Below are 26568 nucleotides of genomic sequence, written 5' to 3'. Positions count from 1 at the left end.
TCGTGACCCCAGCAGCCCTGCACCTGAGCCGGATCGCCGTGACCATGGCGGCAGGCGCGATGCTCGTCGTCGCGTACCTGAACATCGACCTGGTCCAGCAGGTCAGCCCGATCTTCGACCCGGTCAGCGACTACGTGTACTACAACGGGGTCGCGTTCGTGGTGTCAGTGCTGCTGTTGATGGCCGGTGGCTTCGCCGTCACGACCGGCCTGACCAGGGCGGGAGTCCCGCATTCGGCCGGAGTGAAGGTCCTGTTCGGACTGTGGTTCCTCGGCCTCACGCTGGTCGCGATCTTCCCCGGCAACCCGAGTGTCGACGTGTCCACGGTCGCGGGCGAGATTCACCGGTTCGGCGGTGCGGTCTTCCTTACCTCTCTTCCGGTGGCCTGCTGGCTGTTGGCCAGGTCACTGCGCGATCATCCTGTGTGGATGGTGACGGCCGGGCGGCTTCGCGGGGTCGCTGTGGTCGGTGTGCTGACGGCCGCCTCGTTCGGCGTGGCCCAGTTCGTCCAGTGGCTGCCGCAGGGACTGCTCGAACGGTTCGCGTTGACCGCTGAAGTCGCGCTGGTCATCGTGCTCGCGCTGACCATCCGGAGGGCTGCCCGATGATCGCTCTCGCTGTGTTTCTCGCCGTCGTGGCCGCGTGCTGTTTCGCCCTGTCGGTCGCCATGCAGCACGGCGCGGTCCAGGAAAGCGGGTTCTCCCTGCGGGTGGTGCGATCGCGCCGCTGGCTGATCGGCACCTCGTTCGCGGTTCTCGGCGCGGGGCTGCACATCGTCGCGTTGTGGTTGGCACCGCTGGTGATCGTTCAGCCGATCGGTGTGCTCAGTCTTGTGCTGACGGTTCTGCTCACCGGCCGGGGCAATGTGCTGGCCGTGATCCTGGTCGGTGTCGGCACGGCCGGGTTCGTGTTGGTCGCCTCGACAACCGGTGCCGACATGTCCGGTGTCCAAACCGGAGACATCCAGCTGTTCGTGCTCGGCGCGTTCGGCTTCGCCTGCGTCGCCTTGGCCGTGCGCAACTGTCTGCTGCTGGCGAGTTCCGCGGCGGTCATGTTCGGGCTCGGCTCGGCCCTCATCCGAGCGGCCACTGTGGACTTCTCGCTGGTCCTCGGTGCCGAGTCGATCGCACTGATCCTGATCGGCGGCTGGCTCGTGCACCGGGCCTACGCGGTCGGCTCGACCGCGACCGTGATCGCCAGCACGACCGTGCTCGACCCCTTCACGGCAGTCGCTGTCGGCCTGTGGGTCTACGGCGAAGCCGCGCTTTTCTCACCTGCCCAAGCCTTCGCCTTGGCTGTGTTCGCCCTGCTGTCCGTGGTCGGCGTGATCGCGCTGGCCAAAGATCCCGTACCCAAGGAGGAGACTGTGATCCCGAAAAAAGGCAATGACCGGCTGCGGATCCTGATCGGCGCGGACACGTTCCCGCCCGATATCAACGGCGCCGCCAACTTCGCCGGGCGACTAGCGCACGGGCTGGCGGAACGCGGCCACGACGTGCACGTCGCCTGCCCACAACACGCCGTACCAGTCGACGACCGGGAGATCACAATCCACCCCGTGACGTCGAAACGAACTCCGTTCCACCCGACGTTCCGGATTTCCTTGCCGTGGCAGGCCGCGCGCGAAGCTGAGGAGCTGATCCAGCGCATCCAGCCGGATGTCGTGCACGTCCAGTCGCACTTCCCGGTCGGGCGAGCGGTTCTGCGGGCAGCGCAGAAGCACGGGATCCCGGTGATCGCGACCAATCACTTCATGCCGGAGAACCTCCTCGGGTACGTGCCGATCCCCAAACCCCTGCGTACGGCGGCGGTCCGTTGGGCGTGGCGTGACCTGGTCAAGGTCTTCCGGGACGCCGAGCTGGTCACCGCACCGACTCCTCGCGCGGTGGAGTTGTTGACCGCCAACGGTTTGCCTGGCTCGCCACGGGCGATCTCCTGCGGTATCGACCTCGACCACTATCCGGCACGGAAGACCAACGGCAAGCAGGTGCTGTTCGTCGGCAGGCTCGACGAGGAGAAGAACGTCGACGAGCTGATCAAAGCGGTCGCCCGGCTGCCGCACGTCCGTGCCGAGATCGTCGGCGACGGCTCGTGCCGGGGGAAGCTGTCCGCGCTCGCGGACAGCCTCAAGGTCAGCGATCGGGTCGAGTTCCTCGGCTTCGTGTCCGATGAGGAGCTTGTCCGCGCCTACCAGCGTGCCGACTTGTTCTGCATGCCGGGCACGGCCGAACTGCAGAGCCTGGCCACAATGGAGGCCATGGCGGCCGGATTGCCCGTTGTCGCGGCGGATGCGATGGCCTTGCCGCACCTGGTGGATCCCGGTGTCAACGGATTCCGTTTCCCGCCGGGGAATGTGGCGGTCCTGGCCGCGGCGATCGACGAGGTCTTCCGTGACCCCGCGGTGACGGCCGCGATGGGCCGGGCCAGTCGCGAGATGATCGAGTCGCACGACATCGGCCGGACCCTGTCGACTTTCGAGGACGTGTACTACCAGGCAGCGGGAGTCAGCCCGCAGCCGCAGCCAGTGTCCGCCGTGCGATCCGCAGCGTGAGCTCCCGCAGCTCCCGCAGATCGTGATCGACCAGCACACCGTCCAGTTTGACCACTGTGCCGTCGATCAGGACAGTGTGGACATCCTCGGTCCCCACGCTGGTGACCACCGCGCCCTCGATCACCGCCGGGTCTTCCCCGAACAGGTGCTCGAGGCCGGTCAGCAGGACGATGTCGGCGCGCTTGCCGGCTTCCAGCGAACCGATGGCGTCGCCGAGGCCGATCGCCTTGGCGCCGTTGATGGTCGCGGCCTTCAGCATTTCCCGCGCTTCGAGCGTTCCCCTGGCGCGCTCGGCCATCAACCCGGCACGCATCTCGCTGAACATGTCCGGCACGTTGCCGATTTCGACGTCGACGCCGAGCGCGGGCTGCCCGCCCGCCTCGGCGAACCGCCGGTACGCCAGGTCGCCGTGGCCCATCAGCAGCTCGGTGACCGGCGTGACTGTCAGCGTGCAGCCGTAGTCGACGAGCATCTTGAACTCGTCGTCCTCAAGGCGGTTGCCGTGCACGAAATGCACGTCAGGGCCGAGCAGACCGGCGTCGTGCAGCTTGCGGACTCCTCCGCCGTGCTGACCGCCGACATGCATCGAGGTGATCAAGCCGCGTTCCCGCGCGAGCCCGATGTGCCGCGCGACGACGTCCACCGGCAGGTAGTCCGGGCCCAGTGAGGCGACCGCGTCCGCTTCGGGCCGCATGTCGTCCGGGTTGCTGTGGCCGAACACGACACGTAACCCGGTCTGGCCCAGCACCTCGATCGCCGCGTCGACCTGGTCAGGCGCGGACACCGCACTCCAGTCCAACACCGTTGTCACACCGGCGTTCATCGCCTCGGCAGCGGCCAGTTTCAGGCTGTTGCGCACGTCCAGGACCGTCATGCTCGCGCCGATGTGCTGGACGACCCGCTCCAGGTAGTAGCCGAGGGGCATGTCCGGGCCCAACCCGCGCAGCGGTGCCTGCGCCATGTGCCGGTGGGTGTCGACGAAGCCGGGGACGATCAGCTTGCCGGACGCGTTGATCGCGCGTTTGCCGTCCAGGTTGTCGCCGATCGCCTGGATGGTGCCGTTTTCGATGAGCACGTCCGCGATGCCGTGACCGAGGACGTAGCCGCGCTTGAACACCAGGCTCATGATTACCTCCGCAGAAAGCTTTTCGAAAAGCTATCGCGAAAGCTTTCTGGGCGCAAGGTAGCCTTTCGGACATGGGTGACCTGGTCGACGGGGTCGTCGCGGCGTGGCGTTCGGAACTTCCGGACGTCGTCGGGATCGAACTCGAGCTCGGCAAGCGAGCAGGGCTGCTGCACATGCGGCTCAACGAGGCCGCGAGCCGGGTACTGGGCAAACTCAAGCTGACGAAAGCGGAGTTCGATGTGCTCGCGGTGTTGCGGGCGTCCGGCAAGCCGTACCGGCTCAAGCCGACGGAACTCGCTGCGCGGCTATGGCTTTCGTCCGGCGGGACGAGCAATGTGCTGCGCCGGCTGACCGAGGCCGAGTTGATTTCCCGCGCGGCGGACGAGGATGACGCGCGCAGCTCGTGGGTTCAGCTGACGCGGCAAGGAAGCCAGGTCGCCGAGGAAGCCGTCCGGCTGACATCGGAGGCGCAGCGGCAGCTGTTGAAGAACGTGCCCGAACACACTTCCAGGGCCGCAGCCGACGCGTTGCGCGAAGTGCTGCTGGCCCTGGAAACGGAGTACTAGCTAGCTCGCGAGCTGGTAGCCGGCTTCGGTCACCGCGGCGCGGACGTCGTCGATGCTCAGGTCCGTGTCGCTGGTGACAGTCACTTTGCCGGTGGCCAGGTCGACGTCGACGTTCTGAACGCCGGCGATCTGCCCGACCTCCTCGGTCACCGAGCTGACGCAGTGGCTGCAGGTCATTCCCTCAACCGTGTATGTCGACTGTGACATGTTCCAGATCCCCTTTCGGCCTACCCGGACTTTATACCCCCTGGGGGTAGGGGGTGGGCAAGGTGCTCTCGATCACTGGAACTTTTTCTGCTGCTACGACGACGCCGCGCTCGGCGACGAGCGCGGCGGTCTCCGCGCCGCCACCCAACGGCCTCTCTTGGCTCGCGGCCGCGGCACGAACCTGCTCGACGTTGGCTTCGGCCCAGGCCTTGACCGCGGCGACCACGGGCACGAGCGTGCTGCCCAACGGGGTGAGCGAGTACTCCACCGTGACCGTGATGGTCGGATGCGTCGGGCCCCGGAGTCGGTGCGGACCTGAAGATCCTGTCCGACCTTCCCTGTCCGAACGCGGAATCGACGGAAAAGCCGTCCTGGTGGTCAACGCCTGAGACGTGGAAAGACCGCCGCGAGGCGGAACGCGACGGTCTTCCCTTGCGAGTGAGCTTCCCGATTGGCTCACATGGCTTTCTCCATGCGTGTGGTGGCGCGCGATCGCAACGCCAAGATCACCAGGACGGCCACGATCGTCCCGCCCAGGTACGGGAACGTCTCAGCCAACTGCGTCGCGCCGTCAAGCAAAGGCTCACCAAGGATCACAGCCCCAGCCACCGTGGCCGCGGTGATCAGCGGAGGCTGGACCGCGACGGCGAAGAACGCGGACCGCTCGGCGAGCACGGCGGCGAGAACACAACCGACGATGATCGACAGCGGGAAGTAGACGCCGCCCAAGATCAGGCCACCGATAGCGATGGCACCCGGTCCGAGCACCGCCAGCCACCCCGGGACCATCGGAACCCTAGTCCACACAGGGAATCGCACCGGCGTTGATGGGCTCGACACTGGCAATCTTCTGCACCCTTTCCTGTTTCTGCGCCTGGATCTTCGTCGAATCCGGGTTGTCTTGCTGCTGTTGTTGCTGCTGTACCGGCGGGTCAAGCAGGTCCTGGACGAAGTCGCGGACCTGGCCGGGGTTGACCTCGACCGCGCTGCCGTCCGACGGCGTGGCGAGGTTGATCCGACCGGTCGGGATGGTCTGGAACTGGATGTTGCCCGCGCTCAGGTCCCCGAGCTGCTGTGCGAACGACACCAGGTCCCAGCCCTTGTCCAGGACAACGGCCTTGGTCAACGCGTTGACAAGATCGGTGATCTTGGCCGGGTCGGTGAGCGTGCCCGCGCTGAACATCCGGTTGGCCAAGCCCGCCAGGAACGCCTGCTGGCGACGGACCCGATCCAGGTCGCCGTTGGTCAGGCCGTGCCGCTGGCGGACGAACTTCAGCGCGTCCACACCCTGCAGAGTCTGTTGCCCCGCCGGGAAGTTCGCGCCCGAGTACGAGTCGCGCACGGGCTCGTTCAAGCAGACCGGGACACCGCCGACCGCGTTGGTGATCTCGCTGAACCCGAGCAGGTTGATCTCGGCGTAGTGGTCGATGTGCAGCCCGGTCAGGTTGTTGATCGTGGCGATCAGGTTGCGCCTGCCCGCCGTTGTCGACTCACGGTCCACAGTGGCCTGATCGGCGCCCTGGTTGCGCAGCTGGTTGGCCTTGGCGTTCTTCCCTCGTGCGTACGCGGAGTTGAGCTTGTGCATGCCGAACCCGCCCGCGATGTTCACATAGGAATCACGCGGCAGCGACAGGCCCCACGCCTTCTTCGTCGGATCCGCCGGAACGTGGATCACGATCATCGTGTCGGTGTTCTGCTCACCAGTCGAGTTGCCTGCCTGCAGCTGGGCGCGCAACTCGGGAGACAACGGGTTGCCCTGCGCGTCTGTGCGGCTGTCCATACCGACCAACAGGATCGTGGTGTCCTGCGGCGGTTGCCGCAACGGCGTCGGCGCACCACTGGTGCTCGGTTGCGGCGTGTCCGGGACGATCACGTCGTCCGTGGCCAGGTTCGTCGTCGCGGTCCGGTAGGTCCACCAGCCGGTCGCGGTCACCGCGAGCACCGCCAACGAGACGGTCGCGACCAGTCCCTTGGTGAGGATCGACAGGATCTTCATGGTTCTCATCGCAAGTAGTCCGTCAGTAGTGCGGGCGTCAGGCCGTTGGCACGGGCCTGGTTGAGGAAGGCCGTCACGTCTTTCTCGAAGTTCGCGGTGAAGTGCATGAGCACGATCGAGCCGGGCCGGAACTCGCGCGGGCCGCTGAAGACGATCTGGCCGTTTTTGATCTCCGAACCCCAGTTCACGACGTACTTGGCGCCGGCCTCACCAGCGGCCTGCAAGGTCACGGCGTCGCTGTTGCCGTACGGCGCGCGGAACAGCGTGGGCCGCCGGCCGAACTCGCGGGCGTACGTGTCGGAGACCGGCACGATCTCGTTCTCCTGCTGGTCGAGCGGCTTGCCCTTGAGGTTCGTGTGCGTCTGGGTGTGGTTCTCGATCACCGAGCCGGTGTCGTCACGCAGCTTGCGGAAGAAGTCCACATCGCGCTGGACGTAGGAGTTGGTGAGGAAGAACGTGGCCTTGACGCCGTTGCGCTTGAGGATGTCGGCCATGGCCGGGTCGCGGTGCGCGCCGTCGTCGATGGTCAGGAAGACGACCTTGTCGGCCGTGTCGACCTTGTAGACCAGCTGGGCCGGGCCGATCTTGGGCGCGGGCCGGAGGTTCATCGTGTTCAGGGTGGTCGTCGAGGTGGCCTTGGCCTGTGGCTTCGGCTGTTCGTCGGACAGCACGAGGTAGATCGCGGCGATCAGCAGCGCGAGCACCGCCAACGCCACATACCGGAACGGTTTGAGACGCTCGAGCATGGCCCCTGACTCCCCGACGTTGACACAACGTGATCTCCTTCGAAGTTAGGGACGCTTTTCGGCGGTAGTCCGGCGGTCGTGTAACAGCCCGCCCGCAGAATCTCGGCGGCCTTGTAACAGCCGGGTGGCCGGTCTAGCGGGCCTCGGCAGAATGGAGTGACGAAGGAGGGCCGAATGCGGCGACTGGCACTGGGGCTGTGCTGTCTCGCGCTGCTGACCGGCTGCGCCACCGCGGGCGGGGTACGCGTGGAAGGCGTCGCCAGCCAGGTCAAGCCGCCGCCGTCGACACCGCCACAGCCGAGTGGCGTGACGCCGTCGTTCGACCCGGTCGCGCTGCTGCGGACGGACCCCAAGGTCAACGACAAGATCAAGAGCCAGCTGGCGCCGTGCCCGCAGACCGGCCGCTTCCCGGTGGACTCCCGCTACGTCGACCTGACCGGCGATGGCGTGGCCGAGTTGCTCGTGACGGTCACGTATTGTGATGCCCCGCCCGCGTTGGGCAAGGCGCTCGACTCCACGCGTTTCACCGGCACGCTCGCCAACTACGTGTACAACGTGGTGGCCAACCCGCCGGTCGACCTGCTCGCGCTTGAAGAACCGGGCATCATCCTCGACCAGGACGACGGTGTGGTGCAGGTGACCAACTGGGAGTACCGGTCGAACGACCCCTCATGCTGTCCGTCACAGCGGATCACCAAGCTCTACCAATGGACTGGCACGATGTTCGAGCGAATCAAGTGATGAACCAGACCCACATCCTGCTGGTCGAAGACGACCCGGTGATCAGGGAAGCGACCCAGCTGTCGCTGGAGCGCGACGGCTTCACCGTGACGGTGGCCGAAGACGGGATCACCGGACTGGAGAAGTTCCGGTCGCTGGCACCGGACGTGGCGCTGCTGGACCTGATGCTGCCCGGGATGAACGGGGTCAGCCTGTGCAGGCAGATCAGGGAGGAAAGCCCGACCCCGGTGATCATGATGTCGGCCAGGGCGGACCCGATCGACGTGGTGCTCGGCCTGGAAGCGGGCGCAGACGACTACGTGACCAAGCCCTTCGACAGCACGGTGCTGGTCGCGCGGATCCGGGCGGTGGTCCGCCGGATGAGCCGCGCGGAAGCCGTGAACGGGGAGCAGCCGCTGCGGTTCGGTGATCTCGAGGTGCACCGCAACGGCCTTGAGGTGCGGGTGGGCGGCCAGCCCGTCGAGCTGACGCCGACGGAACTGCGGCTGCTGCTGTGCTTTGTGGACTCACCGGGCAGCGTGCTGACCCGTGACATCCTGCTGGAGCAAGTCTGGGACTACCAGTGGGGCGGCGACTCACGCGTGGTCGACGTCCACGTGCAGCGGCTGCGCGCGAAGGTGGGCCAGGACCGGATCGAGACGGTGCGGGGCTTCGGGTACAAGCTGAAGACCGGCTCATGAAGCTGGTGCCCACCTCGATGCGCTGGCGGCTGAGCGCGGCGATCGCCGTGGTCAGCGCCTTGGTGGCGACGGCGCTGAGCCTGCTCGTGCGGACAGAGTTCGCGCAGACCCAGCTGACCGATGCGCGCCAGCTGCAGGACCAACGGATCCAGTTGGTGGTGCGCGAGTATGCCTTGTCCGGGCAGGCGGCGCTCGGTAGCGAGATGGACTCACCGAACCTTCCGCCGGAACTGCTCGCCGCGGTCCGGGGCGGGCACCGGGCGACGTATTTGCAACGGACACCTGAGGGTTCGTGGATCTGGGCGGCCGCGGAGACGGACGGGAAGGTCTTGTCGCTGCAGAGCCCGTATTCCGATCGGGATGAGGCGTTGAGCCGTCTGGACCAGGTCTTGTTGATCGGGTCCGTTGCTGTTGTCGTCTTGAGTTCCGTGCTTGGTGTGCTGCTCGTTTCGCGGTTGTCCCGGCGTTTGCGCCTTGCCGCGGGTGCTGCGCGTCGGGTGGCTGACGGGGACATGACTGCCCGGGTCCGTGACGTGATCCGGGACCGGCCTCGGGACGAGGCGGCGGAGTTGGCACAGGCCATCGACGGGATGGCCGATGCTTTGCAGGAACGCCTTGTCGCTGAGCAACGAGTGACCGCGGACATCGCGCACGAGTTGCGTACACCGGTGACTGGTTTGGTTACGGCAGCGGAGTTGTTGCCTGCTTCCCGGCCTGCTGAGCTGGTCCGGGACCGGGTGCGGGTGTTGCGGGTGCTGGTCGAGGACATCTTGGAGGTCGCCCGGCTGGACACGGCGACTGAACGGGCCGAGTTGTCCGAGTTGGCTTTGGGCTCGTTCGTCCGTCGCAGGGTCGCGGGCGTGGCGCCGGAGGCTGTTGTCTCCGTGGTTGACGAGCGTCCGGTCCGGACGGATCCTCGCCGGTTGGAACGCGTGTTGGTGAACCTCCTGGTGAATGCTTCGAAGCACGGCGAGCCACCGATCGAGGTGACGGTGGACGGTTTGTCGGTGCAGGTCCGTGACCACGGCCCAGGGTTTTCGGAGGAGTTGCTGCGGGACGGCCCGAGCCGGTTCCGCACCGGCAGCAGCGATCGCGGCAGCGGCCACGGCTTGGGCCTGACGATCGCTGTCGCCCAGGTGAAGGTCCTCGACGGCACGTTGACGTTCGCCAACGCCGAGGACGGCGGAGCGTTGGTGACCCTTTCACTCCCGGACAGCCCCGTGTAAGTCGTGTTTCTCAAAGGGCTTCAGCAGTTCGTCGAACAGGGGCGGGCAAGAGCGTTCTGGTCGTCCTCGGCGGCCGGCCCAGCCAGTGCAGAACCGCGCCGAATCTTGACACTGCCTAGTTGCGGCTGTCAGGGTGAGGCATGGGGTCATTCAAAGAGGCCACGGCGATCGAGGCGGCCGGTGACGGCGTGTTCACGGCCGACCTGGACGCACAGTGGAGCGTCGGCACGAAGCTGCACGGCGGCTACCTGCTCGCCGTGGTCGCCCGTGCGGCGGCTGAACTCGCTGAGCACCCGCACCTGACGGCGATCAGCGGTTCGTTCCCGATGGCACCGGACCCCGGCCCGGCCACCATCCACGTCGAGTTCCTGCAGGCCAGCCGGACGATGACGCAGCTGCGGGCCAGGCTGACGCAGAACGGCAAGCCGTGCGTGGAAGCGTTGGTCACCCAGGGCACGCTGACCGAGGACGACCCGTGGTGGACCCGGGTCGAGCCGCCGGAGATGCTCGCTGAGCAAGACAGTTTCCGGTTCTCCGGCAAGCCGCCCGGTGGCACGTTCGAAGTCCCGATCCTCGACGTGGTGGAAGCCCGCATCGACCCGGCGGCACTCGGCTGGGCCATGGGCGAGCCGGCCAAACAGGGCTCGATCTGCACGTGGCAACGGCTGGCCGACGGGTCGGACTGGGATCCGTTGAGCCTGCTCGTGGCGCTGGATCCGGTTCCGCCGGTGTCGTTCGAACTCGGTGCGCCCGGGTGGGCGCCGACTTTGCAGATGTCGGCGTACATCAGGCGGTTGCCCGCCCCTGGACCTGTCCGGATCCGTATGCACGCCAACGACGTGACCAACAACCGGATGGACGAGGCCGCGTTCGCGTGGGACAGCAGCGGACGTGTTGTCGCTCAGGCCAACCAGTTCGCTGCTGTCCGCGTGCCGAGGAGCTAGCGGTTCTGCGGAACGACGAGGCACGACGTCCCGGAACGCTCGATCCGGCGGGCGATGGCCCTGGCGTACCTGTCTCTGATCGGGACGACGACGGCGTGCACGTCGGTGGTCCGCAGTGCTTCCAGCAGTTGGGTCATGCCCGGGCCGAACCCGGGATGGTCGTCGTGGAACACCTTGCTCAGCAGCCAGCCCTGCTCGAAGGTCCACGCGGTGAGCAGATCCTGGTTCTCGGAGTGGACAGTGCTGTCCGTCGGACCCCACACGTAGCCGTAGACCCGCGGTTTGCCGACGTTCTTGACAGCACCTGAAAGGACGTGAACCCGCAAAGTTTGCCCGACAGGGACGACACGGTCACGGATGGTCACGATGCGCTCCAGGTGTTGCGGCGTTTGTGCAGGGGAGACGCTGCAATTTGCACTCCATGACGCAGCTCACAAAGGAAAATTGCGGGCAGAACATCTTGGCTGTCACCGCCTGGCCGACGGCGCACCCTTGAGCTGTGCACATCACCACCGACCTGGGCCGGTTACACGTCCAGGCGAGCGGATCGGGTACTCCGATCGTGTTCTGGCCGAGCCTGTTGATGGACGGCTCGATGTGGTCGGCGCAGCAGGCGCACTTCGCCGACAGGTACCAAGTGGTGTTGGTCGACCCGCCCGGGCACGGCCGCAGTGAGCCACTGACCGACCTGTTCACTTTCGACGAGTGCGCGCACTGCGTAACCCAGATCCTCGACGGAATCGGGGCGGAACGCGCACACTTCGTCGGCAATTCGTGGGGCGGCATGATCGGCGGGACGCTCGCCGCGCACTACCCCTCCCGCGTGATCAGCGCGGTGCTGATGAACTGCACCGGATCGCCGGCGCCGCGGCCTGTCGCGGAGACCAAGGCGATGGCCGACGCGATCCCCGGTGCGCGATTCGGTGTCCTGGCTGAGACCGCACACCTGGCGGGGCTGGAGAACCCTGATGAGGTGAATGCGTTGATCGACGAATTCCTGGGCGGTTGACTATCTTCCTTGTGTGACTGACGCGTGCACAGCCGACTTCGGGCTTCGCAGGCGGCACACGGAGTTCCCGGACGCCCACCGGCGCCTGGAGCCGTGGTTCGAGGAGGTCGAGCGGTGAGCATGGGGTTCGTCGGCGTCAGCACCGGCGAGTCGTCGATCCGGCGGGTCTTCCCGCAGTGGGCGGAGATTCTCGGCTTGCCGACCCGCAAGCTGACCGGGTTCGACTTACCGCTCGACGCAGGCCGTGAGCAGTACCGGGACGTCATCAAGCGGATCGCCGACGACGCGTCGATGCCGGGCGCGCTGATCACCACGCACAAGATCGCGGTCTACAACGCGGCGGCGGACCTCTTCGACGAGGTTGACGCGGACGCGCAACGGTTCCGTGAGATCTCATCGGTGTCCAAAAAGGACGGACGGTTGGTCGGGCACGCGCTCGACGCGGTCACCGCGGGCCTTGCGATGGAGGAGTTCCTCCCGGCTGGCCACTTCCACCGCACCGGCGGCGAGCTGCTGTGCCTCGGCACGGGCGGCGCCGGCACCGCGATCGTGTGGTACCTGATGCACCGGCCGGACCGGCCCGAGCGGATCTTCTGCACCGACACCTCAAGGCGGAAACTCGCGGCATTGCGCGCGATGCTCCGGCGCGCCGGGATCTCCACGTCCCATCTGGACACTCTGGAGGTCACCGGTCCCGCGGACGGGCTGATCGAGCTGATGCCGCCGGGCAGCCTGGTCGTGAACGCGACCGGCATGGGCAAGGACACCCCGGGAGCGCCCATCTCCGAGCACTGCTGCTTCCCGTCCGGCTCGCTGGTCTGGGAGATCAACTACCGCGGAACCCTGGAGTTCCTGGACATCGCCCGCGACCGGCAAGCCGCCGACAACCTGACGATCGTCGACGGCTGGCGGTACTTCATCCACGGGTGGGCGCAGGTGATCGCGACGGTGTTCCACGTCGAGCTGACGCCGGAGAAGATGACCGAGCTGTCGGCGGCAGCGGGCGCTTTGCGGTAGCCGGCAACGGTCACCACCTTTTGCGGAACGGGGCGTGACCAGGCCTTTGATGGTGGTCACCGAACAACGGAATGCACCGCGTGCACCCACTGTGGACTCACGCTGAGTGATTTCGTAATCTTGCCGAGATCTTTGGCCGACGTGTCACGGCCAACAGGTGCTCGATCGACTTCAGAAGGAGACACGCGCGCGTGTCGAGAAGACTCAAGCGCGGGGCGCTGGTGGCCTCCGCCGTGATCACACTTGTCGGCGCGGTCCTGCCTGTACCGGCGTACGCACAGCAGGAGTCCCCGACCCTGCAGCGGTACCGCGAGCTGAACACGCAGGCCAAGGAGGCCAACGAGGACTACCTCAAGGCTGTCGAGGACCGCGACGCACGCCAGGCCGAGATCACCAAGGCCGGCCAGGACATCGAAGCGGCGAACAAGACGAAGGCCGAGGCGAAGGTCAAAGAGGACGCGTTCCGCGGCCAGGTCGACGCGCTGTCGCAGGCCTCGTTCCGCGGCGCCCGGTTCGACAAGCTGTCAGCCCTGCTGACCGGCACGTCGGCCAAGGACTTCCTGGCCCGTTCGTCGGCGTTGAACGTGCTGGCCACGGACAACAACACGGCACTGAGGGAACTCGTCGGCGCGGTGACCGCGGCGGCGGACGCGGAGAAGAAAGCCGCCGACGCGCAGAAGACCGCGACCGAGGCCCGTGACGCCGCGGCGAAACTGGCCGACGAGATCAAGGCCAAGAAGGCCGACCTGGACAAGCAGATCAACGAGATCACCACCTCGCTGGACAAGCTGTCCCCAGCCGACCGCGCGGCCCTGCAGGGCGAGCTGGACAAGGGCGTTTACTTCCCCGGCAACGGCATCGCGGGCAAGGCCGTGACTTCGGCGTTGAGCCGCCGCGGCGACCGGTACGCGCTCGGCGGCAGCAAGCCGCCGGTCTTCGACTGCTCGGGCCTGATGATGTGGGCCTACGCGCAGCACGGGTACAAGCTGCCGCGCACCAGCCGTGAGCAGTACAAGGTCGGCCGTCCGGTGTCCAAGAGTGAGCTTCAGCCTGGTGACCTGCTGTTCTACGGCTCCAGTGCGGCCACCATCCACCACGTGACGATGTACATCGGCCGGGGCATGATCGTGCACGCCTCGGACTACGGCATCCCGGTGCTCTCCGCGCCGATGGAGAAGGGCGGCAAGGACTTCTTCGCAGCCAAGCGCCCCATCGGCTGACCCACGGCACCAAGCGCCCCGCGGCTGGACAGCCTGCGGGGCGTTTTGCTGTTCCGGGGGCGGTCATCACGGGTTTTCCGGCCTTGACAAACTCCTGCTACCCTGACTCCTTACGGCGTAAGCAATCAGAAGGGTCGGTATGGGGGACTTCATCGCGGACAGCCACGGCCTGATCCAGGTCCGGGGCGCGCGCGAGAACAATCTGCGGGACGTCTCGGTCGACATCCCCAAGCGCAGGCTCAGCGTGTTCACCGGGGTGTCCGGCTCCGGTAAGTCCTCGCTGGTCTTCGGCACCATCGCGGCCGAGTCGCAGCGGCTGATCAACGAGACCTACACCGCGTTCATCCAGTCGTTCATGCCCAGTCTCGGCCGGCCGGACGTGGACGCCTTGCGCAACCTCAGCGCGGCGATCGTGGTCGACCAGGAGCGGATGGGGGCGAATTCCCGCTCGACCGTCGGCACCGCGACCGACGCGTACACGATGCTGCGGATTGTGTTCTCCCGCCTGGGAGATCCGTACGTCGGCACGTCGAGTGCGTTCAGTTTCAACCTGCCCGACGGGATGTGCCCGGAGTGCGAGGGCATGGGGCGGGTCTCAGCCGTCGATGTCGACGAGCTCGTGGACAAGTCCCTTTCACTGCGAGAGGGCGCGATCACCGTCCCCGGGTTCAATGTGGACGGTTGGTACTGGCAGACGCTCGCGTTGTCCGGGTTCGTCAACCCGGATGTCCGGCTGGCCGACTACACCGAGCAGGAGTGGCAGGACTTCCTGTACAAGCCGGCCACCAAGGTCAAGATCGGCACGATGAACACCACGTACGAAGGTCTCGTGGTGAAGGTGCAGCGGCTGTACCTGGCCAAGGACCGCGAGTCGATGCAGTCGAACGTCCGGGCGTTCGTGGATCGCGCGGTCACCTTCGACACGTGCGGCCTGTGCGAGGGAACTCGGCTCAACCGGGCGGCGCTGGAGTCGAAGATCGACGGCCGCAACATCGCGGACTGCTCGTCCATGCAGATCAACGAGCTGGCCGAGTTCGTGAGGGGGATCACCGACGAGTCGGTGGCGCCCCTGCTGAGCACATTGCGCGAGACGCTCGACTCACTGGTCGAGATCGGGCTGGGTTACCTGAGCCTCGACCGGGAGTCCGGCACGTTGTCCGGTGGTGAGGCGCAGCGCGTGAAAATGGTGCGCCACTTGGGTTCCAGTCTCACCGACGTGACGTATGTCTTCGACGAGCCGACGATCGGCCTGCACCCGCACGACATCCAGCGGATGAACGATCTGCTGCTTCGCCTGCGGGACAAGGGGAACACGGTACTGGTTGTCGAGCACAAGCCCGAGGTGATCGCGGTTGCCGACCATGTGGTCGACCTCGGTCCCGGCGCGGGGTCCAATGGCGGCCAGATCTGTTACGCGGGTGACCTGGCCGGCTTGCGCGCCTCAGGCACGTTGACCGGCCGCTATCTCGACCACAAGGTCAAGCTGCGGGCCAACATCAGGCAGGCCAAGGGGCAGCTGTCGGTCACCGGTGCGAACCTGCACAACCTCAAGGACGTCAGCGTCGACATCCCATTGGGTGTGCTGACCGTCGTGACCGGGGTCGCGGGCTCGGGCAAGAGCTCGTTGATCCACGGCTCGGTCTCGACGCGCAAAGACGTGAGCGTGGCCGACCAGTCACCGATCCGCGGGTCGCGGCGCAGCAACCCGGCGACCTACACCGGTCTGCTCGACCCGATCCGCAGCGCCTTCGCCAAGGCCAACGGCGTCAAACCCGCCTTGTTCAGTGCGAACTCCGAGGGTGCGTGCCCGACGTGCAAGGGCATCGGGCTGGTCTACACCGACCTGGCGATGATGGCGGGGGTCGCGTCGGTGTGCGAGGAGTGCGACGGCAAGCGCTTCACACCGAAAGTGCTTGAGTACAAGCTGAACGGCAAGGACATCAGCGAGGTCCTGGCCATGTCGGTGAGCGAGGCGCGGGAGTTCTTCACCACCGGCCCGGCTGCATCCATCCTGACCAGGCTGGTGGACGTCGGACTTGGCTACGTGGGTCTCGGGCAGCCGCTGACCACATTGTCCGGTGGGGAACGGCAGCGTCTGAAGCTCGCGATCTACATGGGGGAGAAGGCAAGCACGTACGTACTGGACGAACCGACGACAGGTCTGCACCTCGCGGACGTCGACCAACTGCTCGGCCTGCTCGACCGGCTGGTCGACGACGGCAACACCGTCATCGTGATCGAGCACCACCAGGCGGTGATGGCGCACGCGGACTGGATCATCGACCTCGGTCCGGGTGCGGGCCACGACGGCGGCCGGATCGTGTTCACGGGAACTCCGGAGGAGTTGATCACGACGAGCGATTCCCTGACCGCGCGGCACCTACGGGAGTACGTCAGTTAAGCAGGGCCGTAACGAGGCCATTCGATGGCCGGGCAGCGATCCATCACCATGCGCAGCCCGGCATCGCCTGCCCGGCCGAATGCTTCGTGATCCATCACCGCCAGTTGGAACCAGACAGCTTTCGCGCCGATTCCCGCGGCCTGGTCGGCGAATTGCCCGGCTTCCGACGAGCGCCGGAACACGTCCACGCAGTCGACGGCGAACGGGATGTCGGCCAGTGTCGCGTAACCCTGTTCACCCCACACGGTTTCCGCCGACGGGTGCACCGGGACGATGCGTTTCCCCTTCTGCTGCAGGAAACGCGCCACACCATGCGCGGCACGGCCGGGGTTGTCGGCGAGGCCGACGATCGCCCAGGTGTGGCAGTTCTCCAGGATCCACCGGATGTCGTCCGGCTGCGCCCACGGTTGCATACAACAGAATCTACGCCAGTGCCTCGGCACGGGAGCGCAGGTAACGCTGCTCGGGCAGGCTCAGGGTGCGGCGCGCGGCCAACTCGTACTCGGTGCGCGCGGTGTCCGCATCGCCTGCGAGGTCAAGCAGATGCGCACGGACCGCGTGCACGCGGTGGTGATCGGCCAGAGCCGGGTCCTGTGCGGCGGTGGACAACTGCTGCAAAGCCACGGCAGGGCCGTGCACCATGGCGACGGCGACGATCCGGTTGAGCGTGACCATCGGGCCGGGCGCGAGCCGGTCGAGGACGTCGTAGAGGGCCAGGATCTGCGGCCAGTCGGTGTCCTCGACCTTGCGTGCCTCCGCGTGCACCGCGGCGATCGCGGCCTGGATCTGGTACGGGCCGAGCTCCGCGGTGGACAAGGTCGAGCTGATCAACGACACGCCCTCGTCGATCGCCTCGGCATTCCACAACGCCCGGTCCTGCTCGGCGAGCGGGACCAGCGCCCCGTCCGCCCGGGTGCGGGCAGGCCGACGGGCATCGGTGAGCAGCATCAACGCCAGCAGACCGGTGACCTCGCCGTGGTCGTGCAGCTGGGCCCGCAGCTGCCTGGTCAGGCGGATCGCCTCGCTGCTGAGCTCCACCCGGTGCAACGACTCGCCCGAACTGGCCGTGTACCCCTCGTTGAAGATCAAGTAGAGAACCTTCAGTACCGTCTCGACGTCACCTGCGACGTGGAAGGACGACCCGGCGGACTTGATCTTCTGCTTGGCCCGGCTGATCCGTTGCGCCACGGTCGCTTCCGGCACCAGGTACGCCCGCGCGATCTCCGCCGTGGTCAGCCCGCCGACCGCGCGCAGCGTCAAGGCCACCTGCGAAGCCTCGGTCAGCGACGGATGACAGCACAGCAGGAACAACGTCAGGGTGTCGTCCACGTCCGGCACCAGCGCCGGATCGGCGGGCACCAACGCCGCGACCGTCTCTTCGCGACGCTGACGGGCGGTGTCGCTGCGCAACAGCTCGATCCGGCGTCGCGAGGCGACCGTGATCAGCCAGCTCTTCGGGTTGTCCGGCATGCCCTGCTCCGGCCATTGCACGGAAGCTGCGAGCAACGCCTCCTGGACGGCGTCCTCGCACGTGTCGAAGTCGCCGAACTTGCGCACCAAGGCACCGAGCACCTGTGGCGCGAGCTCCCGGAGCAGCGTGTTCACGGCAGCTCCATCACCGGCCGTACCTCGACCAGCCCCAACGCGGCCTCGGGCAGCCTGGCCGCGTGCTCGATCGCCCGGTCGATGTTCTCGCAGTCCACAAGGTAGAAGCCCGCGAGATACTCCTTGACCTCGGCGTACGGCCCGTCGGTCGTGGTCACCACGCCGTCCTTGACGTGCAGGCGTTTGCTCAGCGAGACGTCGGCCAGCGCCTCGGAGACGACCAGCTCACCCGACGCCTCCAGCCTGGACACCATGTCCTTGTGGATCTGGTAGCCCTCGGCGTGCTGGTCCTCGGTCATCCCGTCCCACATCGCTCTGGCCGACGGGTTCATCTGGATCATGATCAGGTACTTCACGTCTGCCTCCCAGAAATTTCTTCCCAGACATGTCGAGAACGAGCGGCTGGTCTCTACGTCCCCGGTGCAAGGTACTCACACCTGGGAGGAAAAACATCATGACCAGCCAAGACGAGACTCGCATCCGGCAGATCACGGCGGACATGCAGGCCGCGATGACCGCGGGCGACGCCGAGGCGATCGTCGGCCAGTACGCGCCGCAGATCGTCAAGTACGACCTCGCCCCGCCGCTGCGCAACGTCGCCCCGCTGGACGCGGACAAGCTGAGGCAGTGGTTCGCGACCTTCGACGGCCCGGTGGACTACGAGATCAGGGACCTCGAGGTGGTCGCCGGGCAGGACGTCGCGTACACGCACAGCCTGCACCGGCTGTCCGCGGTGCCGCTCGGCAGCACCGAGCGGTTCGACCTATGGTTCCGGGTGACGGTCTGCCTGCGCAAGATCGACGGCGACTGGCGGGTCACCCACGAGCACAGCTCGACGCCGTTCTACATGGACGGCTCGTTCGGCGCCGCGCTCGACCTTCAGCCGTGAGGAGGAGAGAAGTGTTCGAGAACACCAAGGCGTTCAGTGGTTTCTCCGTCGACGACATCGAAGCGGCCAAGCGGTTCTACGGTGAGGTGCTCGGCCTGCGCATCACCGAGGAGAACGGGATGCTGACGCTGCACATCGCCGGCGACCGGGACACGCTGGTCTATCCCAAGAAGGACCACACCCCGGCGACGTTCACCATCCTGAACTTCCCGGTCGAGGACATCGAGTCCGCGGTGGACGAGCTGCGGGCCCGCGGTGTCGAGTTCGAGAAGTACGAAAACCTCGATGAGAAAGGCATTTTCCGCGGCCAGGGACCACTGATCGCGTGGTTCACCGACCCCGCGGGCAACATCCTCTCGGTTTTGGAAGTCTGACCAGGAAACTCGGGCCCGCCGCGGTGTGCGTCAAAATGGAGTGACTCGTGGCGGGCCCGGATGGTTGTCTGGGCCGGTGATCGGTCGGGGAGTCGTGCTGCTGCTGGCGCTGACGTGCGGCGTCGCGGTCGGCAACCTCTACTTCCCGCAGGCGATCAGCCCGTTGGTGGCTTCCGGCTTGGGGATTCCGGTCGACTCGGCGGTATTGGTCGTCACGGCCGCGCAGATCGGTTACGCGGTCGGGATCTTCTTGTTGGTGCCGTTGGGTGACCGGATTCCGTTGCGGCCGTTGGTCGTGACGTTGCTCGGTCTGACCGGGCTCAGCTTGGCAGTTGCGAGTTCGGCGGATTCGTTGCCGCCGCTGTTCGGTGCGAGCGTCCTGATTGGAATCACGACCGTGGTCGCGCCCGCCGTCGCGCCGATCGCGGCCGGACTGGTCGCGCAGGAGCGGCAAGGCGCGGTCACCGGCACGTTGCTGAGCGGGTCGCTCGGCGGAATGCTGCTGTCCCGGGCATTCGGCGGCGTGCTGGGGGAGTGGCTCACGTGGCGGGCGCCGTATCTGGTGGCGGCCGCGTTGGCGTTGATTCTGGCTCTGGTCCTGGCTTTCGCGTTGCCGAAGACCACACCGCCGACGCGGCAACGGTATCCGGCGTTGGTCGCCGCATCGGTGCGGTTGGTCCTGGCCGAGCCGGAGATCCGGCGCTCGTGCTTCTACCAGATGATGATCTTCGGGGCGTTCCAGGCGGTGTGGACCGGCGTTGCCTTGCTGCTCACCGGTCCCGTGTACGGCCTGGGTGCGCACGCGGTCGGCGTGCTGGCGTTCGTCAACGCGGCGACCATGATCGCGACGCCGCTCGCGGGACGTCAGGTCGACCGGCGCGGACCGGATCCGGTCAACCTGGTGTGCATGATCGCCGTGCTGATCTCGGCCGCGGTCATGCTCGGCGGCGTTCTTGGCGGTGTCGTCGGCTTGGCGGCGCTGGCTGTCGGGACGTTGGTGCTCGACGTGGCGATGCAGTCCGGCATGATCGCGAACATGGTGCGCAACTTCGCGCAGCGCCCCGATGCCCGCAGCCGGGTGAACACGGCCTACATGACGTGCGCGTTCCTCGGCGGCGGGTTGGGGTCATGGCTTGGCTCGCGGGCGTACGTGCTGTTGGGGTGGTCCGGCGTGTGTGCGTTGGTCGCCGTCATGGCGTCGGCCGCGTTGATCCGGCACCTTCAGGTCAGCAGGACGGGCAGCTCCTCGGTGCCGTGCTGAACGAACCCCCGTGCGCCGTAACTGAATTCCACCGGGCGTTCCAGGCGGATGCGCGGGAAGCGGTCAAGCAGCGCGTCGAGCGCGGCGCGAACCTCGATACGTGCCAACGGAGCGCCGACGCAGTAGTGCGGCCCGAGCCCGAAACCGAGGTGCTGCCCGCCCCGCCGGTCGAGATCGAAGACCTCCGGCTGGGGATACGCCTGCTCGTCGAAGTGTGCGGCGGCGATGCAGAGGTAGACCATGTCGCCTGCTTTGACGTCCGTGCCGCCGATCCGGACGTCGGACGTGACCAGCCGGTAGAGGCCCGCGGACGGATTGGCCCACCGGAACGCCTCGTCGACAGCGGTGTCGCGCAGCGCAGGGTCCTTGCGCACCCGTTCAAGGGCATCAGGGTTGAGCAGCAATGAGGCCACTGTCGCCGACAGCATCTGGATGGTCGTCTCCAGGCCGCCCAGCAGAAGGCTGACGACAGCGACCGTGCACGCGTCGACGGAGAACCCGCTCTCCTCCAGATGCGCACGGACGATCTCGCCAAGCAAGTTGTCGCTCGGGTTCTCGCGCTGCTTGGCGACCAGTTCCGCGCAGTAGGCCCGCAGTTCGTCGAATGCCCGCTGGCCAGGCGCGGCGACCTGCTCGCTCATCGGCGACCCGGCCCACGTGACGATCGCACGCACCCACTCCAGTCCCTGATCGCCAAGATCGTTCGGAAGACCGAGCAGATCGAGGAAGACCTCCATCGGATAGCGCGCCAGCGCGTCCTCGACGAGCTCGGCCCGGTCACGCCCGGCCAGCCGCTCGAAAGTCCGCTCGGCGATGGGCACGATCCGCGCGGCGTAGCGCGCACTCGCCGCCGGGCTGAAGAAGCGGTTGTGGATACGCCGCTGCCGGGTGTGTTCCGCGCCGCCGTGCGCGATCATCATCGACGCCATCGGCCCGACACCGTAGAAGCTGGTGCTGAACGTGCCGTGGTTTCGCAGCGCGGCGGACACGTCCTGGTGGCGCAGCACAAGGAGCGCTCCCATGTGCTCGTCGAACACCGTGGAGTGCTGACGCCCCAACGCGGCCAGGTCGAGCCCGAACGACGACGGATCGGCCGACACGGCCCGGAACCTGCTGTCAGCGGCCTTGATCATGGAACCTACCGGGAGTCCGTGCACCGTTCACTACATCGGTGCCACGGTCCGGGCGTCAGCCGCGAATGGCGTTCATGGCTCAAATGCCGCCCGTTTGGGCCATCGAGCGGTCGTGGGTGCACTACCGGAGCCGTGGATACGACCTGGAGAACACCGGTGTGACCAAGGGCAGTAACCCAAGCCGACGCGACGGGTCGAAAATAACCGCCTGACCAGCCGTTTTACCCTTTCTTTGACTCGGTAACAAAGCACTCACTCTTTGTCCACACCTGATCCCTAATGTTTCTGACCATGACAGCTATCGAGCTCCTTGGACCGGTCAGGGTCCTGCGAGACGGCAAGGAGCTGCCCTTGGGCCCGGCGCGGCAACGGGCAGTGCTCGCCGTGCTGGCGTCCCACGCCGGTCAGGTCGTGTCCCGGGACGCGATCATCCGTGCGGTCTGGGGCGAACCCGAGCCGGCGAGCGCGGCCAGCAACCTGCACAGCTACGTCTCCGGGCTGCGCCGCGTGCTGAAGACAGAGGTGGAGACCGCCGCGAGCGGTTACCTCCTGCGGGTGGAGAAGGACCAGCTCGACGTCGGGCGGTTCGAACGCCTTTACTGGCGCGGGAAAGCCGCCCGCGACCCGCGTGAAGCCGAAGAGGCGCTGACCCAGGCCCTCGCTTTGTGGCGCGGCGACGCGCTGCAGAAGGTCCCTGGGCCGTGGGCCGATTCGGAGCGGCGCCGGTTGGCCGAGCGGCGGCTGCAGGTCTTGGAAGAGCTCTACCGGGTCAAGCTGCGGCGCGGCGCGCACCACGAGCTGATCGCTGAGCTGGAGCACCTCGCGTTCTCCCACCCGCAGCGCCAGGCGTTCCTCGAGTTGCTGATGATGGCCCTCGCCCTTGCCGACCGCCGGGCCGAAGCTTTGGGGCTGTACCGCGAGATCCGCGACCCCAACCCGGCTTTGCGGCGCCTGCAGGCGTTGGTTCTCGCCGGTGAAGAGGTGTACGTCGAGTCGGCGTGACAGCGGCCGCCGAAGCGTTCACAGGGCCGTTGTGGACTGGGTCGCCGCCAAGTCGGCTGCATCGCCGTGTGCGGTGAGCCGGGCGCGGACGTCGTCGCTCGGCAGCCGGAGTTCTTCGTAGATGCTCAACGCGGTCCGCCAAGCGGACAACGCCTCCCGGGTGGCGGCGGAGTTCATGGTGTCCCCGAGCACGATCAGCACGTTGGCGGCCTCGGCGAGGGCGTGCACTTCACGGTAGATCTCCACCGCGCGTTTCATGCAGCTCACGGCCTGCTCAGGGTCACCCATGTTCTTGTGGATCAGGCCAAGGCATTCCCAGCAGTTTCCTTCACCGTGCCGGTCGCCGAGGGACAGGTAGATGTCCATCGCCCGGTTGACCAGTCCGATGGCGTCCACGTTCTTGTCCAACATGGACAGACCGGCGGCCATGGCGTGCAGGGAGATCGCCTCGCCTTTGCGGTCTCCAGCCTCCTCGTAGAGCACGAGCGCTCTTCGGTGGTAGGCGACGGCTTCCGCCTCACGGCCAAGCTCGGAGTACACCGTGGCGTAATTGCTGTACAGGTAAGCGAAATCGGTGGTCTTGCCGAGCTGCGTGAGCAACTCCTCGGTGATCTTGAGTTGCTCGAGCGCGTCCTCGCAGCGCCGCAACAAGTAGTACGCGCCCGCGAGGCTCCGGTGCACCCGCGCGAGAACGTACGGATCCCCGGCCTCTTTCGCCGCGGCCAGCGCGATCCGCGTGGTGGTCTCCCAGTCGTGCGCGAGGCCTCTGCGCTGGTAGTACTGCTGGGTCGTGATGGCCAGATACCAGGTGTGCGGCAGGAAACCGTGCTCAGCGGCGGTCTTCACCAGCAGCTGGATCACGTGGCGTTCGCTGTTGAACCAGTTCAGGGCGGTCGTGAGGTTCGGGACTTCGGACAGCGTCACGCCGGGTCGTGGTGCCGGTGGTGGCGGGAAGATCTGGTGCGGCGGCAAACGCAGGTACGCCGCGTAGGACATGTGCACGTAGTAGTCGAGCAATCTGCCGAGCGCTTCGTGCTGCTCCTCGGCCGAGTCGACCTGTATGCGTTTCTCGATCGCATAGGTCCGGATCAGGTCGTGTGCCAGGTACCGGCCGGGTTCGTGCTCGGTCAGGAACCGGATCCGCGTCAGCTCGTCGAGCAACGCCTGTGCCCGCGGTACGGACAAGCCGCCGATACTGGCCGCGGCCTCGACCGAGGTGTCCACACCGATGTGCACCGACAGCAGCCGGAACAGCCTGGCCGCGTCCGGGCTCAGAATCCGGTACGACCACGAGAAGGCCGTGTGCACGTCCAGTTCGCCGTCGTCGTCGCGAAAACCCTGCAGCGTCCCCTTGGCCTGTTTGAGCTTGGCGATGATGGCGCTGAGCGGGAAATGCGGGTACGCCGCGGCCCGTGCGGCCACGATGGCCAGCGCCAGCGGCAGCCTGCCGCACAGCGAGATGATCTCCTCGACCGCGTCGGCCTCGGTCTCCACCTTCTCCCGGCCGAGCCTGCGGACCAGCGTCTCCCTGGCCTCCTCGGCCGACAACGCGTGCAACGTCATCGCCTGCGCGCCCTCGGAAGCCACCAGCCCGCCCAGTCTGCTGCGGCTGGTCACGATCACCAGGCAGCCCGCCGCGCCGGGCAACAGCGGACGGATGTCCGCGATCTCCCGGGCGTTGTCGATCAGCACGAGAACCCGACGGTTGGACAGCACACTGCGGTACAGCGCCGACTGGGCGTCCACCGACGGCGGGATACGGCTCGCGGCGATGCCCAGTGCGTCAAGGAACCCGCGCAGTGCCTCAGCCGCGGTCAGCTGGACGTGGTCCGGGTCGAAACCACGCATGTTGACGTACAGCTGCCCGTCCGGGAACCGGTCGGCCACCGAGTGCGCCCAGTGCACCGCCAGCGTGGTCTTGCCCGAGCCGGGCATCCCGTCGATCGCGACGGTGACCAGGCCGGTCGGCCGGTCCGGCAGCAACGACTCCAGGTACTTCAGCTCGGCCTCCCGGCCGGCGAACGCGGGCAGGTCCGGCGGCAGCTGCGCGGGCTGGACGATCGGCGTGATCAGCGGCGTCTCTTCGACCGTCTGCGGCGTCAGCACCGCACGGAACGCCGCAGTCAGCTCGGGACCCGGCTCCACGCCGAGCTCGCTGGCCAGTTTGTCCCTGACCGTCTCGAATGTCTGCAGTGCCGCGGCCTGGTTGCCCGCGGCAGCCAGCGCCAGCATCAGCCGCGCCTGCATCGCCTCGTTGTACTCGTCCAGCGACACGGCCAAGCGCAGGTACGGCACGACGTCCGCGGCGCGGCCCGCTTCCAGGGCCACGTCGGCCGCCTCGCAGATCACCCGGCAGCCCTCGTGGTCCATGTCCAGGAAGATCGCCCTGGCCCTGGCGGGGGCCGCGACACCGTGCGCGACCCGGCCCTGCCACAGCTTCAGCGCCGAGATGTACGTGGCCACGGCCCCGGCTTTGTCGCCGAGGCCGGCCTGTTTGCGCGCCTGCGCGGTGTGCTCGCGGTACTCGGCCAGATCGCAGGATTCGGCGTCCACCGCGAGGCGGTACGCGCCCGCCTCTCTGATCAGCCACGAACCGGTGGCGCGAGTGGGCAGTTCAGGTTCGAAAAGCCGGCGCAGGGTGCCGACGTAGCGGTGCACGACGTTGACCGCGCTGGACGGCGGTTCGTCCTCCCACAGCAGGTCTACCAGGGTGTCCAGGCTGACCGGCTTGCCCGCGTACGCCAGCAGCACGGAAAGCAGCAAGCGTTGCTGGGGTGGACCCAGTTCGATCTCAACCCCGTGACGCCATGCCCGCAACGGTCCCAGCAGCGCGAACCTGACGGCTGGGCTCACCAGCACCTCTCCCTGCTCCCCAGAGGTCTGTTCCCGGCGCAATCATGCCATCATCCTCTCCGGGTGCCCAAGATCAGGGAGCCGCGCTGCGGGCCTGCGCCCTGGAGAAGGTGTTGCGCAGCACCGCGAGCAGCGCGTCGCGGACCGACAGTTTCTCGCGAGCGTCGAACGTCACCAGCGGTACGTCCTCGGACACCGCGAGCGCCCAGCGCACGTCGTTGAGGTCGTGGTTGAGCATGCCGTCGAACTTGTTCACCGCCACGACGAACGGCACACCGGCCTTCTCGAAGTAGTCGACCGCCGGGTAGCAGTCGTCCAGCCGCCGGGTGTCCACGATGACCAGCGCACCGAGCGCACCGACCACCAGGTCGTGCCACATGAAGCCGAAGCGGTCCTGGCCGGGCGTGCCGAACAGGTACAGCTTGACCTCGTCGTCGATGGTGATGCAGCCGAAGTCCATCGCCACCGTGGTGGTGGTCTTGGACGGGACGTGCCCGGTCCGGTCGATCTCGGCGGCGGCCGAGGTCATCACGGCTTCGGTGCGCAGCGGCGGGATCTCCGAGATCGAGGCGACCGCGGTGGTCTTGCCGACACCGAAGCCACCGGCGATGACGATCTTGACCGGTGTCGGCGGCTTGCGCGGCGCCGCCATCGGTTCAGCGGATGGCTTCGAGTCCACGGATGACCCTTTCGATCATGCGGAGGTCTTGCGGGGTTTCGGATTCCGGCCGTCGTACCACGACGTAGCCGAGGGCGGCGAGGTCGGCGACGAGCACCCGCGCCACCCCGATGTGCAGCTTGAGCATGGCGGCGACCTCGGCGACCGACATCGTCTTGCGGCACAGCGACAGGATGTCGCGCCGCTCGAACGTGAGGTTCTGCACCGAAGTGGCACCCAGGTTGCTCGTCATCACCTGGGCTTCGATCTCAATGGTGTGATCGACTGGCTTGGTACGCCCTGAGGTCATCAAGTACGGGCGCAACAAGGAAACGTCGGGATCGTCTCCTCTGCCACTCATGG

General features: G+C 66.9%; 29 protein-coding genes. 15 read left to right on the top strand and 14 right to left on the bottom strand.

Annotated elements, in window-relative coordinates; genetic code table 11:
• Nucleotides 1–2: 2 nt before the first annotated feature.
• Nucleotides 3–608, top strand: coding sequence for a DUF998 domain-containing protein (locus B9C43_RS40945; protein ID WP_143446951.1), 606 nt, complete (start codon nucleotides 3–5; stop codon nucleotides 606–608).
• A complete protein-coding gene (locus tag B9C43_RS40940) occupies nucleotides 605–2551 on the top strand; it encodes a glycosyltransferase (protein ID WP_084432848.1) in 1947 nt (648 codons plus the stop codon). The genes B9C43_RS40945 and B9C43_RS40940 overlap by 4 nt, the downstream gene beginning before the upstream one ends.
• Here the strand turns inward: B9C43_RS40940 and B9C43_RS40935 are convergent.
• Nucleotides 2505–3677: an amidohydrolase family protein gene (locus B9C43_RS40935; protein ID WP_084432847.1), complete on the bottom strand. Its 1173-nt coding sequence runs from the start codon at nucleotides 3675–3677 to the stop codon at nucleotides 2505–2507. The genes B9C43_RS40940 and B9C43_RS40935 overlap by 47 nt on opposite strands.
• 71 nt (nucleotides 3678–3748) lie before the next feature.
• On the opposite strand from B9C43_RS40935, the gene B9C43_RS40930 reads away from it, so the two are divergent.
• Nucleotides 3749–4243, top strand: a complete 495-nt coding sequence (locus B9C43_RS40930; protein WP_084432846.1) for a MarR family winged helix-turn-helix transcriptional regulator — start codon at nucleotides 3749–3751, stop codon at nucleotides 4241–4243.
• Here the strand turns inward: B9C43_RS40930 and B9C43_RS40925 are convergent, their stop codons facing one another.
• The 5 genes from B9C43_RS40925 to B9C43_RS40905 are packed head-to-tail and all read right to left on the bottom strand — an operon-like array spanning nucleotide 4244 to nucleotide 7192.
• A complete protein-coding gene (locus tag B9C43_RS40925) occupies nucleotides 4244–4450 on the bottom strand; it encodes a heavy-metal-associated domain-containing protein (protein ID WP_033389285.1) in 207 nt (68 codons plus the stop codon). It lies immediately after the preceding gene.
• A 31-nt stretch (nucleotides 4451–4481) separates the two neighbouring features.
• On the bottom strand, nucleotides 4482–4910 hold the full coding sequence (locus B9C43_RS59735; RefSeq protein ID WP_268811611.1) for a winged helix-turn-helix transcriptional regulator: 429 nt from the start codon (nucleotides 4908–4910) through the stop codon (nucleotides 4482–4484).
• On the bottom strand, nucleotides 4907–5239 hold the full coding sequence (locus tag B9C43_RS40915; protein ID WP_084432844.1) for a DUF6542 domain-containing protein: 333 nt from the start codon (nucleotides 5237–5239) through the stop codon (nucleotides 4907–4909). Before B9C43_RS40915 ends, B9C43_RS59735 begins: the two co-directional genes overlap by 4 nt.
• A 7-nt stretch (nucleotides 5240–5246) precedes the next feature.
• The gene (locus B9C43_RS40910; RefSeq protein ID WP_084432843.1) at nucleotides 5247–6446 is read right to left on the bottom strand and encodes an LCP family protein; all 1200 of its coding nucleotides are present in this window, start codon (nucleotides 6444–6446) and stop codon (nucleotides 5247–5249) included.
• A gap of 5 nt (nucleotides 6447–6451) precedes the next feature.
• Nucleotides 6452–7192, bottom strand: coding sequence for a polysaccharide deacetylase family protein (locus tag B9C43_RS40905; protein WP_084432842.1), 741 nt, complete (start codon nucleotides 7190–7192; stop codon nucleotides 6452–6454).
• Nucleotides 7193–7366: 174 nt separating this feature from the next.
• Here B9C43_RS40905 and B9C43_RS40900 point away from each other — a divergent pair, with 174 nt between their 5' ends.
• The 4 genes from B9C43_RS40900 to B9C43_RS40885 all read left to right on the top strand — a co-directional run bounded on the left by B9C43_RS40900 (nucleotide 7367) and on the right by B9C43_RS40885 (nucleotide 10783).
• Nucleotides 7367–7933 carry a hypothetical protein gene (locus tag B9C43_RS40900; RefSeq protein ID WP_084432841.1) on the top strand — a complete coding sequence of 189 codons (567 nt, stop codon included), beginning with the start codon at nucleotides 7367–7369 and terminating at the stop codon, nucleotides 7931–7933.
• On the top strand, nucleotides 7933–8613 hold the full coding sequence (gene cseB, locus B9C43_RS40895) for a two-component system response regulator CseB (RefSeq protein WP_033389288.1): 681 nt from the start codon (nucleotides 7933–7935) through the stop codon (nucleotides 8611–8613). The genes B9C43_RS40900 and cseB overlap by 1 nt, the downstream gene beginning before the upstream one ends.
• Complete coding sequence (locus B9C43_RS40890; RefSeq protein WP_084432840.1) at nucleotides 8610–9839, top strand: sensor histidine kinase; 1230 nt, start codon at nucleotides 8610–8612, stop codon at nucleotides 9837–9839. Before cseB ends, B9C43_RS40890 begins: the two co-directional genes overlap by 4 nt.
• A gap of 140 nt (nucleotides 9840–9979) precedes the next feature.
• Entirely contained in the window at nucleotides 9980–10783 is an 804-nt protein-coding gene (locus B9C43_RS40885; protein WP_084432839.1) for a thioesterase family protein, read from the top strand.
• On the opposite strand, the gene B9C43_RS40880 is transcribed toward B9C43_RS40885, so the two are convergent.
• On the bottom strand, nucleotides 10780–11148 hold the full coding sequence (locus tag B9C43_RS40880) for a recombinase family protein (protein ID WP_033389290.1): 369 nt from the start codon (nucleotides 11146–11148) through the stop codon (nucleotides 10780–10782). The genes B9C43_RS40885 and B9C43_RS40880 overlap by 4 nt on opposite strands.
• Nucleotides 11149–11282: 134 nt before the next feature.
• Between B9C43_RS40880 and B9C43_RS40875 the strand changes: the two genes are divergently transcribed.
• The 4 genes from B9C43_RS40875 to B9C43_RS40860 all read left to right on the top strand — a co-directional run bounded on the left by B9C43_RS40875 (nucleotide 11283) and on the right by B9C43_RS40860 (nucleotide 16430).
• Complete coding sequence (locus tag B9C43_RS40875) at nucleotides 11283–11792, top strand: alpha/beta fold hydrolase (RefSeq protein ID WP_235039141.1); 510 nt, start codon at nucleotides 11283–11285, stop codon at nucleotides 11790–11792.
• Between the two features lie 114 nt (nucleotides 11793–11906).
• The gene (locus tag B9C43_RS40870; RefSeq protein ID WP_200825921.1) at nucleotides 11907–12809 is read left to right on the top strand and encodes a shikimate dehydrogenase family protein; all 903 of its coding nucleotides are present in this window, start codon (nucleotides 11907–11909) and stop codon (nucleotides 12807–12809) included.
• Nucleotides 12810–13000: 191 nt separating this feature from the next.
• Complete coding sequence (locus B9C43_RS40865; protein ID WP_033389293.1) at nucleotides 13001–14029, top strand: NlpC/P60 family protein; 1029 nt, start codon at nucleotides 13001–13003, stop codon at nucleotides 14027–14029.
• Nucleotides 14030–14168: 139 nt separating this feature from the next.
• Nucleotides 14169–16430 carry an ATP-binding cassette domain-containing protein gene (locus B9C43_RS40860; protein ID WP_084432836.1) on the top strand — a complete coding sequence of 754 codons (2262 nt, stop codon included), beginning with the start codon at nucleotides 14169–14171 and terminating at the stop codon, nucleotides 16428–16430.
• Here B9C43_RS40860 and B9C43_RS40855 read toward each other — a convergent pair.
• From B9C43_RS40855 to B9C43_RS40845, 3 genes are read right to left on the bottom strand one after another with little or no spacing between them, the layout of a single operon-like run.
• A complete protein-coding gene (locus B9C43_RS40855; protein WP_084432835.1) occupies nucleotides 16427–16843 on the bottom strand; it encodes a CoA-binding protein in 417 nt (138 codons plus the stop codon). The genes B9C43_RS40860 and B9C43_RS40855 overlap by 4 nt on opposite strands.
• Nucleotides 16844–16853: 10 nt before the next feature.
• On the bottom strand, nucleotides 16854–18035 hold the full coding sequence (locus B9C43_RS40850) for an RNA polymerase sigma factor (protein ID WP_084432834.1): 1182 nt from the start codon (nucleotides 18033–18035) through the stop codon (nucleotides 16854–16856).
• Entirely contained in the window at nucleotides 18032–18391 is a 360-nt protein-coding gene (locus B9C43_RS40845) for a YciI family protein (RefSeq protein WP_084432833.1), read from the bottom strand. The genes B9C43_RS40850 and B9C43_RS40845 overlap by 4 nt, the downstream gene beginning before the upstream one ends.
• Before the next feature lie 98 nt (nucleotides 18392–18489).
• Between B9C43_RS40845 and B9C43_RS40840 the strand changes: the two genes are divergently transcribed.
• From B9C43_RS40840 to B9C43_RS40830, 3 genes are all read left to right on the top strand, one after another.
• Nucleotides 18490–18924, top strand: coding sequence for a YybH family protein (locus B9C43_RS40840; protein ID WP_033389303.1), 435 nt, complete (start codon nucleotides 18490–18492; stop codon nucleotides 18922–18924).
• A gap of 11 nt (nucleotides 18925–18935) precedes the next feature.
• On the top strand, nucleotides 18936–19298 hold the full coding sequence (locus B9C43_RS40835; RefSeq protein WP_033389304.1) for a VOC family protein: 363 nt from the start codon (nucleotides 18936–18938) through the stop codon (nucleotides 19296–19298).
• A gap of 76 nt (nucleotides 19299–19374) precedes the next feature.
• Nucleotides 19375–20559: an MFS transporter gene (locus B9C43_RS40830; protein ID WP_235039140.1), complete on the top strand. Its 1185-nt coding sequence runs from the start codon at nucleotides 19375–19377 to the stop codon at nucleotides 20557–20559.
• On the opposite strand, the gene B9C43_RS40825 is transcribed toward B9C43_RS40830, so the two are convergent.
• Nucleotides 20520–21692: a cytochrome P450 gene (locus tag B9C43_RS40825; RefSeq protein ID WP_084432832.1), complete on the bottom strand. Its 1173-nt coding sequence runs from the start codon at nucleotides 21690–21692 to the stop codon at nucleotides 20520–20522. The two genes, B9C43_RS40830 and B9C43_RS40825, sit on opposite strands and share 40 nt — an antisense overlap.
• Before the next feature lie 291 nt (nucleotides 21693–21983).
• On the opposite strand from B9C43_RS40825, the gene B9C43_RS40820 reads away from it, so the two are divergent.
• Complete coding sequence (locus B9C43_RS40820; protein ID WP_160097046.1) at nucleotides 21984–22694, top strand: AfsR/SARP family transcriptional regulator; 711 nt, start codon at nucleotides 21984–21986, stop codon at nucleotides 22692–22694.
• Nucleotides 22695–22712: 18 nt separating this feature from the next.
• On the opposite strand, the gene B9C43_RS40815 is transcribed toward B9C43_RS40820, so the two are convergent.
• The 3 genes from B9C43_RS40815 to B9C43_RS40805 all read right to left on the bottom strand — a co-directional run bounded on the left by B9C43_RS40815 (nucleotide 22713) and on the right by B9C43_RS40805 (nucleotide 26566).
• Complete coding sequence (locus tag B9C43_RS40815) at nucleotides 22713–25547, bottom strand: AfsR/SARP family transcriptional regulator (RefSeq protein ID WP_160097044.1); 2835 nt, start codon at nucleotides 25545–25547, stop codon at nucleotides 22713–22715.
• A gap of 73 nt (nucleotides 25548–25620) precedes the next feature.
• Nucleotides 25621–26226, bottom strand: a complete 606-nt coding sequence (locus tag B9C43_RS40810) for a GTP-binding protein (RefSeq protein ID WP_033389310.1) — start codon at nucleotides 26224–26226, stop codon at nucleotides 25621–25623.
• Entirely contained in the window at nucleotides 26204–26566 is a 363-nt protein-coding gene (locus B9C43_RS40805) for a DUF742 domain-containing protein (protein ID WP_033389311.1), read from the bottom strand. The genes B9C43_RS40810 and B9C43_RS40805 overlap by 23 nt, the downstream gene beginning before the upstream one ends.
• Nucleotides 26567–26568 lie beyond the last annotated feature (2 nt).

The sequence above is a fragment of the Kibdelosporangium aridum genome, from assembly GCF_900176515.1.
GTDB classification, from domain to species: Bacteria; Actinomycetota; Actinomycetes; order Mycobacteriales; family Pseudonocardiaceae; genus Kibdelosporangium; species Kibdelosporangium aridum.
The sequence above is the reverse complement of the archived record's forward strand: the minus strand, read 5'-3'. Positions and strand labels throughout refer to the sequence as shown.